Raw genomic sequence first — 16,338 nt, 5'->3', positions numbered from 1 at the left:
GAAACTGACTGAAATGCACGTTGACCCGCCCGAAAGTTTCGGGCGGGTCAACGTGGAAGAGTCAGTACCAGCCGACGGACTCGGAGTGTCCCCAGGCGCTGCAGGGGCTGCCGTAGCGGTCCTGGATGTAGCCCAGGCCCCAGCGGATCTGGGTGACCGGGTTGGTGGCCCAGTCGGCGCCGGCCGACGACATCTTGGAGCCGGGCAGGGCCTGCGGGATGCCGTAGGCGGAGGACGACGGGTTGTCGGCGTTCCAGGTCCAGTTGGACTCGCGGGTCCACAGCGAGTCGAGGCAGCCGAACTGGTCGGAGGAGAAGCCGAACTCGGCGAGCAGGGCCCGGCCGATCTCGCGCGGGTCGTCGTCGGAGAGGTCCTCGGTGCGGGTCATCGCGGGGCCGTCGGTCTGCAGCAGCGACGCGGCCTTGACCGGGTCGGCCGCGCGGCGGCGGTCGGAGGAGCGCGACACCGCGGGGGCGCGGTCGGCGAGACCGCGCTGGCTCAGCGAGCTCAGGGTGCCGGACGCCTGGGCGGCGGTCGCCGGGCGGGTGTCGCCGGACGCGGCCGACACCGCCGGGGCCTGGCCGATGAGGCCGGTCGTCACCGTCGCGCCGGTGGCCGCGACGGCCACCGAGGACAGGATCACGGTGTTGCGCAGCGCCTTGCGAGGAGCCTCGACGAGAGCGGGCCGGGTGACCGGACCGCGGTGCTTGGGGACGTGCTTGACGTGCTTAGACACAGAGAAGTAGTCCAGGGGTAGGCAACGGGTTTCGTACGACAACCGATCAACGTGGCGTTAGGTCACGAATTGGTCTCGGCCCACCATGCCCGAGCCTCGGAGGGCGTGCAAACCGAACGGCCGAACTGGTGGGCAAAACCGGCGAGTTCTGCGCCACACCGGACCCTGCTGTGCCCCATGAGTCACAACCGACCCATGGGGCACAGCAGGCCCAGGAAGCGTCAGATGGTGACGTTCTCCAGCATCTCGGTCACCAGTGCCGCGATCGGCGAGCGCTCGGAGCGGGTCAGCGTGACGTGGGCGAAGAGCGGGTGCCCCTTCAGCTTCTCGATGACCGCCACCACGCCGTCGTGCCGCCCCACCCGCAGGTTGTCGCGCTGCGCGACGTCGTGGGTGAGCACCACCTTGGAGTTGGCGCCGATGCGCGAGAGCACGGTCAACAGCACGTTGCGCTCCAGCGACTGTGCCTCGTCGACGATCACGAAGGCGTCGTGGAGCGACCGCCCGCGGATGTGGGTCAGCGGCAGCACCTCGAGCATGCCCCGATCGAGGATCTCGTCGATGACCTCCTTGGAGGTCATCGCGCCCAGGGTGTCGAACACGGCCTGGCCCCAGGGCGACATCTTCTCCGACTCCGAGCCGGGCAGGTAGCCGAGCTCCTGGCCGCCCACCGCGAACAGCGGCCGGAACACCACGACCTTCTTGTGCTGGCCACGCTCGAGGACCGCCTCGAGTCCGGCGCACAGCGCCATCGCCGACTTGCCGGTGCCGGCCCGGCCGCCGAGGGAGACGATGCCGACCTCGGGGTCGAGCAGCATCTCCAGCGCGATCCGCTGCTCCGCACTGCGACCGTGGATGCCGAACGCCTCCCGGTCGCCACGCACCAGGTGGACCTGCTTGTCCGGACCGACCCGGCCGAGCGCCGTACCCCGGTCGGAGAGCAGCACCAGGCCCTGGTGGCACGGGAAGCCGCGGGCGGTGTCGAGATCGAGCACGCCGTCGTCGTAGAGCTCGTCGAGCTGGGCGGCCTCGACGTCGAGCTCCATCATCCCGGTGTAGCCGGTGTCGGAGTCGCTGATCGCCTCGGCGCGGTACTCCTCCGCGTCCAGGCCGACGGCGGAGGCCTTGATCCGCAGGGGCAGGTCCTTGGAGACCAGGGTCACCTGGTGGCCCTCGTTGGCGAGGTTGCGCGCGACGGCGAGGATCCGGGTGTCGTTGTCACCGAGCCGGAAGCCCGACGGCAGCGCGTTGGGGTCGGTGTGGTTGAGCTCGACGCGGACCGTGCCGCCGAGGTCGCCGACCGGAACCGGCTCGTCGAGACGGCCGTTGACCGCGCGCAGCTCGTCGAGCATGCGCAGCGCCGAACGCGCGAAGAAGCCGAGCTCGGGGTGGTGCCGCTTGCCCTCGAGCTCGGTGATCACCACGACGGGCAGGACGACCTCGTGCTCCTCGAACCTGCGCAACGCCCCTGGGTCGGCCAGCAGGACGCTGGTGTCGATGACGTAGGTGCGGGTCGCAACAGCTGAGCTCTGGGACTGTGTGGCCTCGGTCGGCACGGGTCACCCCTCACGGGTCGGCGCGCGCACTCGTCGCCCGGCCCTAGTCAGCGAAGTTGGACCGAGGGACCCGAACGCCGGAGTGCCGGCATCCGGTCACCGGCGACGAAGGGCAGGGGTTGACCTGCTTCGTCGTACCAGCGAGCTGGTCGTGAGCGATCACGAACGGGCCTCCGATGTGGCGAGCTTCCCCACTCGCCATTGCAGCGAAAGTACGCCCGAGACCGGACACTCTTTCGGCGACACGCCCGAACGCGGGATGAAGGCCGCATTACGAACGAGAGTCGGTTCAGGACCCGTAGCGCCGCTCGCGCAGGGCGTAGGCCCGGATGGCGCGCAGGAAGTCGACGCGCCGGAACTCCGGCCAGTAGGCCTCGCAGAAGTAGAACTCCGACTTCGCGCTCTGCCACAGCAGGAACCCGCCCAGCCGCTGCTCGCCCGACGTACGGATCACGAGGTCGGGGTCGGGCTGGCCCTTGGTGTAGAGGTGGTCGGAGATGTGCTCGACGTCGATCAGGTTGGCGAGGTCCTCGAGCGAGGTGCCCATCGCGGCGTGCTCGTGCAGCAGGCTTCGTACGGCGTCGGCGATCTCGCGCCGCCCGCCGTAGCCGACAGCGACGTTGACCAGCATCCCGTCGACGTCGCGGGTGGCCTCGGCGGCGGCCTTGAGCCGCTCGGCGGTGTGGGCGGGTAGCAGGTCGAGGGCGCCGACCGGGTGGAGGCGCCAGCGGCGCTGGTCGGCCAGGGAGTCGACCGCCTCCTCGATGATCTGGAGCAGCGGCGCGAGCTCGGCCTCGGGACGGTTGAGGTTGTCGGTGGAGAGCAGCCAGAGCGTGACCACCTGGATGCCGACCTCGTCGCACCAGCCGAGCAGCGGCTCGATGTTGGCGGCTCCGGCCCGATGCCCGTGCGCGGTGTCACGGCCGACGGCCTTCGCCCAGCGCCGGTTGCCGTCGAGCATCACGCCGACGTGCTGGGGCAGGCTGTCAGGCAGCCTCCGCAGGAGCCGGGACTCGTAGGCGGGGTAGATCACCCGTCGCAGTCCGCCCTTCCAGTCCATGTCTCCGATGGTAGGGGGTGAAGCGGCTCACGTCGGCACGTGACGTTCACCCCGTCGTTGTCACCTATCTCGCGGTAATGGGTACCTTCTAGGTATGAACCAGCCCTTCCACCACGCCAACGAGGCCGTGCGCGCGGGGCTCGAGTCGATCCAAGAGTCGATTCACGAGACGATCCAAGAGGTGAAGCCCAGGCTTCGCGGCTGGATGCACCTCGTGCTCACGCCCCTGGCCCTGGCCGGCGGCATCGTCCTGATCGTGCTCTCCCCCGACGCCACGACGCGCTGGGGCTCGGCGGTCTTCGCCGCCAGTGCGCTGCTGCTCTTCGGCATCTCGGCGCTCTACCACACGCGCACGTGGTCGCCGAAGACCTGGGCCCGGCTCCGGGCCTTCGACCACGCCAACATCTTCGTGCTGATCGCGGGCTCCTACACGCCGCTCACGCTGATCCTGCTCGACGGCACCCAGCGCGTGGTGCTGCTGACGACGGTGTGGTCCTGCGCCGTCCTCGGCGTGCTGTTCCGGGTGTTCTGGACCGACGCGCCACGCTGGCTCTACACCCCGCTCTACATGGGCCTGGGCTGGGCCGCGGTCTTCTTCATCCCCGGGTTCATCGACGGCGCCTCGACGCGGCTCGGCTCGGGAGTGGGCACCGCGGTGCTCGTGCTCGTCGCGGTCGGCGGCGCGCTCTACACCATCGGCGGCGTGGTCTACGGGTTCAAGCGCCCCAACCCGTGGCCCCAGTGGTTCGGCTTCCACGAGGTCTTCCACACGTTCACGATCCTCGCCTTCGTGAGCCACTACGTCAGCGTCTCGCTGGCGACCTACTCCCTGCGCTGAGGGTTGCGCTGAGGCTTGTGCTGAGCCGCTGCCGTCGTACGGTGGGGTGATGGCCACCATCGACCTGACCAACGACAACTTCACCTCGCACGTCGAGAACGACGACATCCTGCTCGTCGACTTCTGGGCCAGCTGGTGCGGCCCGTGCCAGCAGTTCGCCCCGACGTACGAGGCGGCCTCCGAGGCCCATCCCGACGTCACCTTCGGCTCGATCAACACCGAGGAGCAGCGGGAGCTGGCCTCGGCCGCGGGCATCCAGTCGATCCCGACACTGATGGCGTTCCGCGAGGGCATCCTGGTCTTCGCCCAGCCCGGCGCGCTGCCGCCGCAGGCGCTGGAGCAGGTCATCACCGGCGTCAAGGGTCTCGACATGGACGACGTACGCCGACAGATCGCCGACGCACAGGAGTCCGAGGCCGAGGCCGGCACCGGCACCGGCACCTGACGCTGACCGATCGCAAACTTTGCGACGGGTCAGTCCTGGTCAGTCCTTCGGGATGGTCCCGCCGCGGCCGTGCAGGATCGCCATGATCGAGGCGAGCTGCTGGTCGGCCTTCTCGGTGCGGGTGAACGACGTGAGCGCGAGCACCGGCTTGAACCGCTGGCGTGAGATCGCCTTCGGGTAGGTGAACTCCCGCAGCCCGTCGGGCCCGTGGATGCGGCCGAAACCGGAGTCGCCGACGCCGCCGAACGGCAGTGACGGGATCGCGGCGAAGGTGATCACGCCGTTGATCGCGGTCATGCCGGATCGGATCCGCTCGGCGATCTCCATGCCGCGCGCCTTGGAGAACACGGTGGAGCCCAGGCCGTAGCGGGTCGCGTTGGTGCGGGCGATCGCCTCGTCCATGTCGCGCACCTTGGCGACGGTGACGGTGGGACCGAAGGTCTCCTCCTGCACGGCCAGCGAGTCCTCGGGTACGTCGACGAGGATGGTCGGCTGCACGAAGCGGTCGCCCACGGCGTCGATGCCGCCGACCACGGCGCGGCCGCCCCGGTCGAGGGCGTCCTGGATGTGGCTGCGGATCACGTCGAGCTGCTTGGGCATCGTGATCGGCCCGAGCTGGGAGCCGGAGGTTGCGTCGGCGCGCAGGCCCTGCGCCTTCTCGACCAGCGCGTCGAGGAACTGGTCGTAGACCCGCTCGTGGACGTAGACCCGCTCGACCCCGGTGCAGGTCTGGCCGGCGTTGGCGCACGCGCCCCACAGCGTGGCGTCGGCGGCCGCGTCGATGTCGGCGTCGGAGTCGACGATGACGGCGTCCTTGCCGCCCGCCTCGATCACGACGGGGGTCAGGGTCTCGGCGCAGGCGGCCATCACCCGCTTGCCGGTGGCCGTCGAGCCGGTGAAGGCGACCTTGTCGACGCCGGCGCGGCACAGTGCGGCACCGGTGTCGCCGAGCCCGGTGACCACCTGGAAGACCGGCCGGCCGACCGCCTCGACGAAGGTGCGGGCCAGCCACTCGCCGACGCCCGGGGTGTATTCGCTCGGCTTGAAGACCACCGCGTTGCCGGCAGCGAGCGCGTAGGCGATCGAGCCCATCGGCGTGAACACCGGGTAGTTCCACGGGCCGATCACGCCGACCACGCCCAGGGGGCGGTACTCCACGCTGGCGGCCTGGTTGGCCATCAGCAGGCCGGACGGCACGCGGCGCCGCTTGAGGACTTTCTCGGCGTGGCCGCCCGCCCACGCGAGGTGGTCGATCGCCAGCGCCGCCTCGAGGGTGGCGTCACCGTGGGGCTTGCCGGTCTCCTGGTGCATGACGTCGGCCAGCTGCGCGAGCCGTCGGGTGATGACGCCCCGCCAGGTGGTCAGGTGCCGCGCGCGCTCGTCGTACGACAGGGCCGACCACCACGCCGCGGCCTCCCGGGCGCTCGCGACAGCGGCCTCGACGTCGGCGGCGGAGTGGACCGGGTGGGTGCCGACGACGTCGCCGGTGATCGGGTTGAGCGAGTCGAACGTCTCGGTGCGGGTCTGGTCCAGCTGCTGTGTCATCGGTTCTTCCTGATCTCGTCGGCGGCCTTCTCGGCGATCATGATGGTCGGGGCGTTGGTGTTGCCTCGGGGGACGGCCGGCATCACCGAGGCGTCCACGACGCGCAGCCCGTCGACCCCGCGCACCTTGAGCGAGGCGTCGACGACGGCGTCGTCTCCGCTGCCCATCGCGCAGGTCGCGACCGGGTGGTAGAGCGTCTGCGTCCAGGTGCGGATGTGCTCGAGCAGGTCCTCGTCGGAGGGGTCGTCGGGCAGGTTCCACGGCCGGTCGAGATAACGGGCCAGGGGGCCTTGCGTGCAGATCTCCCAGGTACGGCGCGCTCCCGCGAGCAGGGCGTCGAGGTCGCTCTGGTCCTCGAGGTACGCCGCGTCGATCGCCGGGTGCCACGACGGGTCGGCCGAGCGCAGCCGGACCGAGCCGCGGCTCTGTACCGACACCAGGGTCGGCGCGGCGGTGAACATCCGGCTGGTCGGCTCGTGCATCCCGTTGTCGTAGAACCCCGAGGGCGCGGCGTGGATCTGGAGGTCGGGAGCGGCGAGGCCGTCGCGGCTGGTGAAGAAGGCGCCGGCCTCCCCCACGTTGGAGGACAACGGACCGGTGCCGCGCACCTTCCAGCGCAGGAAGTTGGACACGTTGTTGAGCTGGGCCAGGTCGCTGATCCCGCGGGTGTACCAGAGCATCGGCACGACCGGGTGGTCCTGCAGGTTGCTGCCGACCCCGCCCAGCTCGACCTTGCCGGTCACCCCGACCTCGGCGAGGTGGGCGCCCGGCCCGACGCCGGACAGCATCAGGAGCTGCGGGCTGTTGACCGCGCCACCGCACAGCAGCACCTCGCGGGTGGCGGTGACCGTGTGCTCGGCGCCGCCCTGCCGGAAGGTCACGCCCGTGGCCCGCTCGCCGTCGATCTCGACGCGCGAGGCCAGCGCCCCCGTGGCCACGGTGAGGTTGGGGCGGCCGCGAGCCGGCCGCAGGTAGCCCTCGTTGGTCGACCAGCGGCGCCCGCCCTTGCAGGTCACCTGGTAGAGCCCAGCGCCCTCCTGCTCGGCGCCGTTGAAGTCGTCGTTGGGCTTCAGCCCGGCGGCGACCGCGCTCTGCACGAACAGGTTGCTCAGCGCGTGGGTGTAGCTGCGGTCCTCGACGTGCAGCGGGCCGCTCCGGCCGTGCAGCGGCTCGCCGAGCCGGGTGTTGGTCTCGCTGCGAACGAAGTAGGGCAGCACGTCGTCGAAGCCCCAGCCCGCGGCGCCGTACTGGTCACGCCAGGAGTCGTAGTCGGCCCGGTTGCCGCGAATGTAGATCATCGCGTTCATCGACGAGCAGCCGCCGAGGGCCTTCATCCGAGGCCAGTAGGCGCGGCGGCCGTGGAGCTGCTTCTGCTCGGTGGTCTGGTAGTTCCAGTCCCACTTGGTCTTGAACAGCGTCGGGAACGCGGCCGGGATCATCACCTCGTCGGCGTCGGCCTCGCCTCCTGCCTCGAGGAGCAGGACCGTGGTCCCGGAGTCCTCGGTGAGCCGTGCCGCCAGCACCGCACCCGCGCTGCCGGCTCCCACGATGACGTAGTCGTACCTGTCCTCGGCCATCTGCGAAACGTACTCTGCCGGTGGCTGCGCAACCACCGTCCCGGCCAGCTTGCTCAGACCGTGAGCAACCTGGCCGGGTCGCCCGTGCTGACCCGTCCGGCGACGGTGACCATGGCGTCGACACCGAAACCGAGCTGCTGGTCACGGCGACAGCGAGCGAGGGCCTTCAGCAGAGCCAGGTCGGGTACGCCGGAGTCGGGACCGAGGTCGACCACCGCACAGCGCGGGATGACGCTCCGGACCTCGATCTCGGCGGCGCCGAGCCGGAGTCGTCTCCCGACCCACTCGTCCTCCGTGTGCGGTGTCAGCTCGTCGCCGTCGAGCTGGAACGTGGCTCGGAAGCGGGCGCCGTCGACGTGCCCCCCGACCTCGTCGGCCAACCGCGCCAGCGACGCGCTCGTCACCAGCGACACCGAGGCGCCGTAGACCACGGCGCCCGGAGCGGCGGAGGCGAGGAGCACCTCGCGGCCCAGGTGCGCAGAGAACGCTGCCGCCCACGGCCCGTCCATCACCCGCAGCATCGCGGCTCGACCCCAGTAGTCGGCCGTGCGGATGTCGTTCGTCGGCTCCGGCTCACCGACCACGGTGCCTGTCGGCAGCTCGGCCGAGAGCACGGTCCCGTCCCACTCTGCGCGCGCCTGGAGCAGCGTCGGGCGCTCGACGGTCCGCAGGCAGCGGTCGGTCGCCGGGTCGATCAGGCAGAAGGCCCGGTCCCCCACCGGTCCGATCGCGCTCAGCTCCACCGAGCCGTGCGTGAGGTGCCGGCCGCCCTTGAGGGGCGTGAACCCGACCCGTGCCACCCGCATGTCGCTCACCCTGTCATGTCTGCGCACGGGCGGGGGCCCGAATGTCGCGGCGCAGGCGGCGAACGTCGGCAGTTCGCGCGAGTCCGGTCGAGCCTGAGCGCGGGCTGCGTCGGTTGCGTGGCGAACCGCCGACATTGCAGGCTGGCTGGCCGCACTGGCTCCACCGGTCATCCGCTCGGAAGCTCTGCGGAACGTTGTCGTATCCACGCCACCCCGTTCGTGGTGAGGGTGGAAGGTGGTCACCGGACCACCCAGAACCGAGGAGAAGTCTGATGACGCACTACCTGATGAGCGTGCACGGCCCCGCCGAGCGGAACGAGTTCGGCAACTACGGCTCCGAGGAGGAGATGGAGGCGGCGTTCGCCGCGACCGGCGCCTTCAACGAGAGGCTTCGCGCCGGGGGCTACTGGGTCTTCGCCGGGGGCCTCGAGCCGGCGTCGACGGCGACGGTCGTCGACGGCCAGGGCGACACGCCGGTGATGACCGACGGCCCCTACCTCGAGACCAAGGAGCTCATCGGAGGCTTCTGGGTCATCGACGCGCCCGACCTCGACGTGGCTCTGAGGCTCGCGGCCGAGGGCTCGAAGGCCTGCGGCGGCAAGGTCGAGGTCCGTCCCTTCCAGGGCATGGCCTGAGGCGGCTCCCTACTTGTCGATGCGCTCCCAGCCGCGGCGCGAGCTGTGGCTGCCGAGCTGCACGTCGTCGCGGCTGCGGTAGACGATGTAGGGGCGGGTGAGGTAGCCGACCGGCGCGCTGAAGACGTGGACCAGCCGGGTGAACGGCCAGAGCGCGAAGAGGGCGAAGGCGACCAGCGCGTGCAGCTGGAAGCCGATCGGGGCCTCCCCCATCAGCTCGGGCTGCGGCTGGAAGGCGAGGAACGAGCGGTACCAGACCGAGACCCCCTCACGGTAGTCGTAGTGGCCGCCGACCGAGAGGATCGAGCCGGCGATGGTGTTCCACATGCCGAGGGCGATCGCGGCGCCGAGGAAGGCGTACATCACCTTGTCCATGTTGGTGGTCGCGGAGAAGACCGGGCCGACGGTGCGCCGGCGGTAGATCAGGATCACCATGCCGACCAGGGCCATGACCCCGGCGACGAGACCGCCGCCGACCGCCGCCACGTGGTACATCTCGGTGGAGATGCCGACCGCGTCGGTCCACGACTCCGGGATGAGCAGGCCGATCACGTGCCCGCCCACGACGCCGAGCATGCCGAAGTGGAACAGCGGGCTGCCGATGCGCAGCAGCCGGTCCTCGTAGAGCTGCGAGGAGCGGGTGGTCCAGCCGAACTTGTCGTAGCGATAGCGCCAGAAGTGGCCGACCACGAACGTCGTCAGGCACAGGTAGGGCACGATCACCCAGAGGAAGACGTCCATCAGCTTTCCCCTCCATGGGACCGAGCCCGGAACGACGGCATCGGCAGTGAGATGGGACCGTCGGGCCGCGCCGGTCCGGGGTCGAAGGCAGGCGTCTCGTACGGCGTGAGGCCGACCTCCTCCTCGGGTGGGCCCTCGGCTGCGAGCCGGCGTACGGCGTCCCACTCGTCGCCCTGGAGCGGCGGCAGCGTGGCGGTGACCGCCTCGACCGCGCCGGCCCAGCGCGAGCCGGACTCACCGAGCGCGATCCGGAGCAGCTCGAGCCCGGCCCGGTGGTCCAGCAGCAGCTGGCGCCCGCGGTCGTGGTCGATCGTCGCGGCGTACTCGAGGACGACGCAGAGGTGATCGGGCAGCTCGGTGTCGGTCAGCTCGAAGCCGGACGCGAGGTAGGTCTGCTTGAACCGCAGCAGCGCCATCCCACGCTTGCGGGTGTCGCCGTGGGCGAAGTAGGTCAGGAACAGGTTGTGCCGACGCCGGGTGTCGAAGGTCTCGACGTAGTCGGCCTCCAGCTCGGTGAGCGGCGTCGCCTCCAGCTGCGCGACGCACGCCCGGAGCGGCTCACCGACCCGGTCGGGCAGTCCCAGAGACGCCTGCCGGATCAGGTCGAGCCGGCCGAGGAGCTCCTCGTCGGGGTAGCCGAGGAGCAGCGACGCCGCCTGCCAGGCCACCGTCAGCTGGGACTCGGTGAACGCGGGGCTGCGACGACTCTTCGGGGCACGTCCGGTCAGGGTGCGGCTCACGGGGTCGCCTCCTCGTCGTCGGACCGGCGCGGGAAGAGCCCCTCGGGGGTGCCCTTGCCGTCCCAGTTGAGCAGGTTGACCCGCGACGACTTATCGGCCGGCGAGGCCAGGCTGTCGGCGGTCTGGCGCTCCTGGAGCATCTGGAAGTTCTCCACCGCGATCGGCACCGGCGAGCCGGAGCCCTCGCCGAACAGGTCCTGCTGCCCGCCGCCGTACTCGGAGACCGAGCACTCGGTGCCCAACTCCTCCAGGGAGTGCGCCTGCTCGGCGTGCGCCGCCGGGATGACGTAGCGCTCGTCGTACTTGGCGATCGCCAGGAGGCGGTACATGTCGTACATCTCCTCCTCGGTCATCCCCACGGCCTCGGGGATCGAGGCGTCCGCCTCGCGGCCCATGTTGATGTCGCGCATGTAGGACCGCATCGCCGCAAGCTTCTTGAGCACCCCGTCGACGGGGGCGACGTCACCGGCTGTGAAGAGCTCGGCGAGGTACTCGATCGGGATCCGGAGCGCGTCGATCGCGGCGAACAGGTTGCCCTTGTCCTCCGCGTCGAAGCCGGTGTCCTTGACGACGTCGACCACCGGCGAGAGCGGCGGGATGTACCAGACCATCGGCATCGTGCGGTACTCCGGGTGGAGCGGGAGCGCCACCTTGAACCGGTTGATCAGGGCGTAGATCGGCGAGCGCTGGGCGGCCTGCACCCAGTCGCGCGGGATCCCGGCCTTCTCGGCCTCACGCTGGACCTCGGGGTCGTTGGGGTCGAGGAAGACCTCGCGCTGGGCCTCGTAGAGACCGTGCTCGTCGGTCGTGGTCGCGGCCTCGAGCACCTTGTCTGCGTCGTAGAGCATCAGGCCGATGTAGCGCAGCCGGCCGACGCAGGTCTCGGCGCAGACCGTGGGCAGCCCGACCTCGATCCGCGGGAAGCAGAACGTGCACTTCTCGGCCTTTCCGGTCTTGTGGTTGAAGTAGATCTTCTTGTACGGGCAGCCCGAGATGCACATGCGCCAGCCGCGGCACTTGTCCTGGTCGACGAGGACGATGCCGTCCTCCTCGCGCTTGTAGATCGCGCCACTGGGGCACGACGCGGCGCACGACGGGTTGAGGCAGTGCTCGCAGATCCGCGGCAGGTAGAACATGAAGGTCTGCTCGAACTCGAACTTCACCTTGTCGGCGATCTTCTTGAGCATCGGGTCGTGCTCGAGCGTCGCCGCCGAGCCGCCGAGGTTGTCGTCCCAGTTCGACGACCAGGTGATCTTCATGTCCTTGCCGGTCAGCAGGGACTTGGGCCGAGCGACGGGGGTGTGCTCCTGCGCCGGGGCGTCGGTCAGCGTGGAGTAGTCGTAGGTCCAGGGCTCGTAGTAGTCCTGGATCGACGGCATCTTCGGGTTGGAGAAGATCGTGGCCAGCTTCTTGAACCGTCCGCCGGCCTTGAGCTTGAGCCGGCCGCGCTTGTTGAGCTCCCAGCCGCCCTTCCACTTCTCCTGGTCCTCGTAGGTGCGCGGGTAGCCCTGCCCGGGCCGCGTCTCGACGTTGTTGAACCAGACGTACTCCGTGCCCGTGCGGTTGGTCCACGCCTGCTTGCACGTGACCGAGCAGGTGTGACACCCGATGCACTTGTCGAGGTTCATCACCATCGCCATCTGCGCCATGATTTTCATCAGTAGGTCACGTCCTGCGAGCGCTTGCGGATGACGGTGACTTCATCGCGTTGGTTGCCGGTGGGCCCGAGGTAGTTGAAGGCGAACGACAGCTGGGCGTAGCCGCCGATCACGTGGCTCGGCTTGACCAGGATCCGGGTCAGCGAGTTGTGGATGCCGCCCCGCTTCCCGGACGTCTCCGCGATGGGGACGTCGATCAGCCGGTCCTGGGCGTGGTGCATGTAGACGGTCCCTTCGGGCATGCGGTGGGAGACGATCGCACGGGCGACGACGACGCCGTTGCGGTTGACCGCCTCGATCCAGTCGTTGTCGACGACGCCGACCTTGGCGGCGTCCTGGTCGCTCATCCAGATCGTCTGCCCACCTCGGGACAGCGAGAGCATGAACAGGTTGTCCTGGTACTCCGAGTGGATCGACCACTTGTTGTGCGGGGTCAGGTAGCGGACCGTGACCCCCAGCTCGCCCACGTCGCCGATCTCCGGCTCGCTGAACAGCGCGCCCATGTTGAGCGGCGGCCGGTAGACCGGCAGCCCCTCGCCGAGCTCGGTCATCCAGTCGTGGTCGAGGTAGAAGTGCTGGCGCCCGGTCAGTGTGTGCCACGGTTTGAGCCGCTCGACGTTGATCGTGAACGGCGAGTAGCGACGCCCGCCGGTCTCCGAGCCGGACCATTCCGGCGAGGTGATCACGGGCACCGGCGCGGCGACCGTGTCGGCGAAGGTGATCTGCTTGCCCTCGTGCTCGGCCGCGAGGTCGTGCAGCAGGTGGCCGGTGCGCTTCTCCAGGGTCTTGAACCCCTGCGTGGCCAGGTGGCCGTTGGTGGTCCCGGACAGCGCCAGGATCGCCTCGCAGGCGTGCACGTCCTTCACCAGGGAGGGCCGGCCGTCGGCCGCGCCGCCCCGGATCGCGCCGTTCTTGTGGAGCAGGTAGTCGACCGACTTCGTGACGTCGTAGGTGACGCCCTTGGTGGTCGTGCCCAGCTTCTCGAGCAACGGCCCCAGGGCCTGCATCTTGTCGCCCACCGCGGTGAAGTCACGCTCGACCTCGACGATCTTGGGCATCGTGACGCCCGGGATCGGCTCGCACTCACCGTGCTTCCAGTCGCGGACCACGCCGTGCGGGTTGGCCATCGCGTCCGGGGTGTCGTGCAGCAGGGGTACGGCGACGACGTCCTTGCGGGTGTCGAGCCTGCCCGCCGCGAGCTCGCTGAACTTGGTGGCGATCGTCTGCCAGGCGTCCCAGTCGGTGCGCGTCTGCCACGGCGGTGCGATGGCGGGGTTGAAGGAGTGGATGAACGGGTGCATGTCGGTGGTGTTGAGGTCGTGCTTCTCGTACCACGTGGCCGCCGGCAGCACGACGTCGCTGAAGATCGTCGTGCTGGTCTGGCGGAAGTCGAGCGTGAGCAGCAGGTCGAGCTTGCCCTCGGGCGCACCGTCGTGCCACTCCACCTCCTGCGGCCGTTGGCCCTCGGAGGCCTCACCGGCGCGCAGCGAGTTGTCGGTCCCGAGCAGGTGCTTGAGGAAGTACTCGTTGCCCTTACCGGACGACCCGAGCAGGTTGGCCCGCCAGATCGCGAGCACCCGTGGGAAGTTCTCGGGAGAGTCGGGGTCCTCGGCGGCGAACCGCAGGTCTCCGGACTTCAGCTGGTCGACGACGTGCTCGGCGACCGGCTTCCCGGCCGCGGCCGCCTCGTCGGCGACATCGAGCGGGTTGCGGTTGAACGTCGGGTACGACGGCATCCAGCCCATGCGCGCGCTCTTCGCGATTACGTCGGCGGTGCTCATCCCGGCCAGCAGGCCGGTGCCGGTCTTGGCGGAGACCGTGTCGGCGCCGAACGTGTCGTAGCGGAACTGGTCGGTGTGGAGGTACCAGTAGGCGGTGTGGATCATCTGCCGCGGCGGGCGGTTCCAGTCCAGGCCGAACGCGAGCTGCGCCCAGCCGGTCACCGGGCGGCACTTTTCCTGACCGACGTAGTGCGCCCAGCCGCCGCCGTTGACGCCCTGACAGCCGGTGAGCGTGGTCAGGCCGAGGAAGCCGCGGTAGATCGTGTCGGAGTGGAACCAGTGGTTGGTGCCCGCGCCCATCAGGATCATCGAGCGGCCGTTGGAGTCCTCGGCGTTCTGCGCGAACTCGCGAGCGATCCGGGCAGCCGCCGACGCGGGGACGTTGGTGATCGACTCCTGCCAGGCCGGGGTGTACGGCGCCGAGGCGTCGTCGTACCCGCTGGCGTAGCCGGCCAGGCCGTCGCGGCCCACGCCGTACTGGGCGAGCATCAGGTCGTAGACGGTGGTGACCAGGCGGTCGCCGATGCGTCGGACGGGCACATCCCGCGGCAGCGAGCCGGGGGTCCCGTCGACGTCGTCGAAGCGGGGCAGCTCCAGCGAGACGGTCTCGCCGCCGGGCTCGAGCACGCTCAGCCGCGGGTCGACGTCGCCGAGGTCGAGGTTCCACTTGCCGACCCCGGCCTCGCCGAAACGGTCGCCGAGCGAGCCGTTGGGCACGACGACCTCGTTGGTGTGCGCGTCGAGCAGGACGGTCTTGAAGTGGGCGTTCTCCTCCGCGGCGTGCGCGGGCAGGTCGGCGGCGGTGAGGAACTTGCCGGCCCGGTAGGTGCCGGGCGCGTCGGCGACCTCGTCGAGCGAGACGAGGTAGGGCAGGTCGGTGAACTTCTTCGTGTAGTCGGTGAAGTACGGCGTCTGCCGGTCGACGAAGAACTCCTTGAGGATCACGTGACCCATCGACATCGCCAGCGCGCCGTCGGTGCCCGGGTTGATGGCCAGCCACTCGTCGGCGAACTTCACGTTGTCGGCGTAGTCGGGCGCGACCACGACGACCTTCTGGCCGCGGTAGCGGGCCTCGGCCATCCAGTGCGCGTCGGGCGTGCGGGTCACCGGGACGTTGGAGCCCCACATGATCAGGTAGCCGGCGTCCCACCAGTCCCCCGACTCGGGTACGTCGGTCTGGTCACCGAAGACCTGGGGCGACGCCACGGGCAGGTCGGCGTACCAGTCGTAGAAGGACAGCATCGAGCCGCCGATGAGCGACGTGAACCGGGCGCCGGAGGCGTGCGAGACCATGGACATCGCGGGGATCGGCGAGAAACCGGCGACCCGGTCGGGCCCCCACTTCTGGATCGTGTGCACGTAGGCGGCGGCGACCATCTCGGTGGCCTCGTCCCAGGTAGCGCGGACCAGGCCGCCCTTGCCGCGCGCGGACTTGTAGGCCTTGGCGCGCTGCGGGTTGTCAACGATGTGCGCCCAGGCCTTGACCGGGTCGCCGCCGTGCTGGGCCTTGGCCTCGCGGTACATCTGCAGCAGCACGCCACGGACGTAGGGGTAGCGCACCCGGGTCGGCGAGTAGGTGTACCAGGAGAACGCGGCACCACGCGGACAGCCGCGGGGCTCGTACTCGGGAGAGTCGGGGCCGACCGAGGGGTAGTCGGTCTGCTGGGTCTCCCAGGTGATGATCCCGTCCTTGACGTAGACCTTCCACGAGCAGGAGCCCGTGCAGTTGACCCCGTGGGTGGAGCGGACGACCTTGTCGTGGCTCCAGCGGTCGCGGTAGAAGTCGTCGGCCGACCGGCCGCCCTTCTTCGTGAGGGTCCGCAGGTCCGGCGAGACCGTCCCCTTGGTGAAGAACCTCCGGCTCCGCACCAGTGCGTCGTTCAAGGACCCGTCCATCCCTGGGTCGACTGTCGGCTTCGGCTCTGGCTGGACGTCGGTGCTCAATGTGGGTTCCCTCGGTGTCGTCGCCGGCTGGTCGCGCGCTGTCGTCACACCATAGGCGCGTGAGCGCCGTGGATATCTCGACACTTGGTCCTGCAGTTCCGATGACCAAGGTCCCTTCTGAGTCCCCCCGGCGTGGCGCATCCTGACCAAGGTCACCCTCACTCGGGGTGCCCTTCGCCACTCACCGGAGCCTTGATGCCAGCCACCGACCTCGCCGGGAACCCGGGCCCTACGGCCTCGGATCCCGCACCGTCAGCCGTCCCGCCCGGCGCGCGG

13 protein-coding genes are annotated in these 16,338 nt (G+C 69.8%); 3 read left to right on the top strand and 10 right to left on the bottom strand.

Translation table 11 applies throughout. The features are described from left to right. Window positions 1–61: 61 nt before the first annotated feature. The 3 genes from BLR90_RS07745 to BLR90_RS07735 form a co-directional block, all read right to left on the bottom strand. The gene (locus BLR90_RS07745) at window positions 62–736 is read right to left on the bottom strand and encodes an aggregation-promoting factor C-terminal-like domain-containing protein (protein WP_091024171.1); all 675 of its coding nucleotides are present in this window, start codon (window positions 734–736) and stop codon (window positions 62–64) included. Window positions 737–957: 221 nt separating this feature from the next. After that, a complete protein-coding gene (gene phoH2, locus BLR90_RS07740) occupies window positions 958–2,292 on the bottom strand; it encodes an RNA 5'-3' helicase PhoH2 (RefSeq protein ID WP_091024170.1) in 1,335 nt (444 codons plus the stop codon). A gap of 289 nt (window positions 2,293–2,581) precedes the next feature. Next, window positions 2,582–3,352, bottom strand: a complete 771-nt coding sequence (locus BLR90_RS07735; RefSeq protein WP_091024168.1) for an isoprenyl transferase — start codon at window positions 3,350–3,352, stop codon at window positions 2,582–2,584. Between the two features lie 94 nt (window positions 3,353–3,446). On the opposite strand from BLR90_RS07735, the gene trhA reads away from it, so the two are divergent. After that, on the top strand, window positions 3,447–4,190 hold the full coding sequence (trhA, locus tag BLR90_RS07730; RefSeq protein ID WP_091024166.1) for a PAQR family membrane homeostasis protein TrhA: 744 nt from the start codon (window positions 3,447–3,449) through the stop codon (window positions 4,188–4,190). A gap of 49 nt (window positions 4,191–4,239) precedes the next feature. Further along, a complete protein-coding gene (locus BLR90_RS07725) occupies window positions 4,240–4,635 on the top strand; it encodes a thioredoxin family protein (protein ID WP_091024164.1) in 396 nt (131 codons plus the stop codon). 39 nt (window positions 4,636–4,674) lie between these two features. On the opposite strand, the gene BLR90_RS07720 is transcribed toward BLR90_RS07725, so the two are convergent. From BLR90_RS07720 to BLR90_RS07710, 3 genes are read right to left on the bottom strand one after another with little or no spacing between them, the layout of a single operon-like run. Continuing rightward, window positions 4,675–6,180: an aldehyde dehydrogenase family protein gene (locus BLR90_RS07720; protein WP_091024162.1), complete on the bottom strand. Its 1,506-nt coding sequence runs from the start codon at window positions 6,178–6,180 to the stop codon at window positions 4,675–4,677. Beyond that, the gene (locus tag BLR90_RS07715) at window positions 6,177–7,757 is read right to left on the bottom strand and encodes a GMC family oxidoreductase (protein ID WP_091024160.1); all 1,581 of its coding nucleotides are present in this window, start codon (window positions 7,755–7,757) and stop codon (window positions 6,177–6,179) included. The genes BLR90_RS07720 and BLR90_RS07715 overlap by 4 nt, the downstream gene beginning before the upstream one ends. A 53-nt stretch (window positions 7,758–7,810) precedes the next feature. Beyond that, window positions 7,811–8,563 (bottom strand): MOSC domain-containing protein, encoded by a 753-nt coding sequence (locus BLR90_RS07710; protein WP_170254343.1) that lies wholly within the window; start codon window positions 8,561–8,563, stop codon window positions 7,811–7,813. 272 nt (window positions 8,564–8,835) lie between these two features. On the opposite strand from BLR90_RS07710, the gene BLR90_RS07705 reads away from it, so the two are divergent. Next, window positions 8,836–9,198 carry a YciI family protein gene (locus BLR90_RS07705; protein ID WP_091024156.1) on the top strand — a complete coding sequence of 121 codons (363 nt, stop codon included), beginning with the start codon at window positions 8,836–8,838 and terminating at the stop codon, window positions 9,196–9,198. 9 nt (window positions 9,199–9,207) lie between these two features. Here the strand turns inward: BLR90_RS07705 and narI are convergent, their stop codons facing one another. From narI to BLR90_RS07685, 4 genes are read right to left on the bottom strand one after another with little or no spacing between them, the layout of a single operon-like run. After that, entirely contained in the window at window positions 9,208–9,939 is a 732-nt protein-coding gene (gene narI, locus BLR90_RS07700; protein WP_091024154.1) for a respiratory nitrate reductase subunit gamma, read from the bottom strand. Then, window positions 9,939–10,679: a nitrate reductase molybdenum cofactor assembly chaperone gene (gene narJ / locus BLR90_RS07695; RefSeq protein ID WP_245715205.1), complete on the bottom strand. Its 741-nt coding sequence runs from the start codon at window positions 10,677–10,679 to the stop codon at window positions 9,939–9,941. The genes narI and narJ overlap by 1 nt, the downstream gene beginning before the upstream one ends. Next, the gene (gene narH, locus BLR90_RS07690) at window positions 10,676–12,337 is read right to left on the bottom strand and encodes a nitrate reductase subunit beta (protein WP_091024153.1); all 1,662 of its coding nucleotides are present in this window, start codon (window positions 12,335–12,337) and stop codon (window positions 10,676–10,678) included. Before narH ends, narJ begins: the two co-directional genes overlap by 4 nt. Next, complete coding sequence (locus tag BLR90_RS07685) at window positions 12,337–16,014, bottom strand: nitrate reductase subunit alpha (protein ID WP_091024151.1); 3,678 nt, start codon at window positions 16,012–16,014, stop codon at window positions 12,337–12,339. Before BLR90_RS07685 ends, narH begins: the two co-directional genes overlap by 1 nt. Window positions 16,015–16,338 lie beyond the last annotated feature (324 nt).

Source organism: Nocardioides szechwanensis, from assembly GCF_900103935.1.
Taxonomy (GTDB): Bacteria; Actinomycetota; Actinomycetes; order Propionibacteriales; family Nocardioidaceae; genus Nocardioides; species Nocardioides szechwanensis.
The sequence above is the reverse complement of the archived record's forward strand: the minus strand, read 5'-3'. Positions and strand labels throughout refer to the sequence as shown.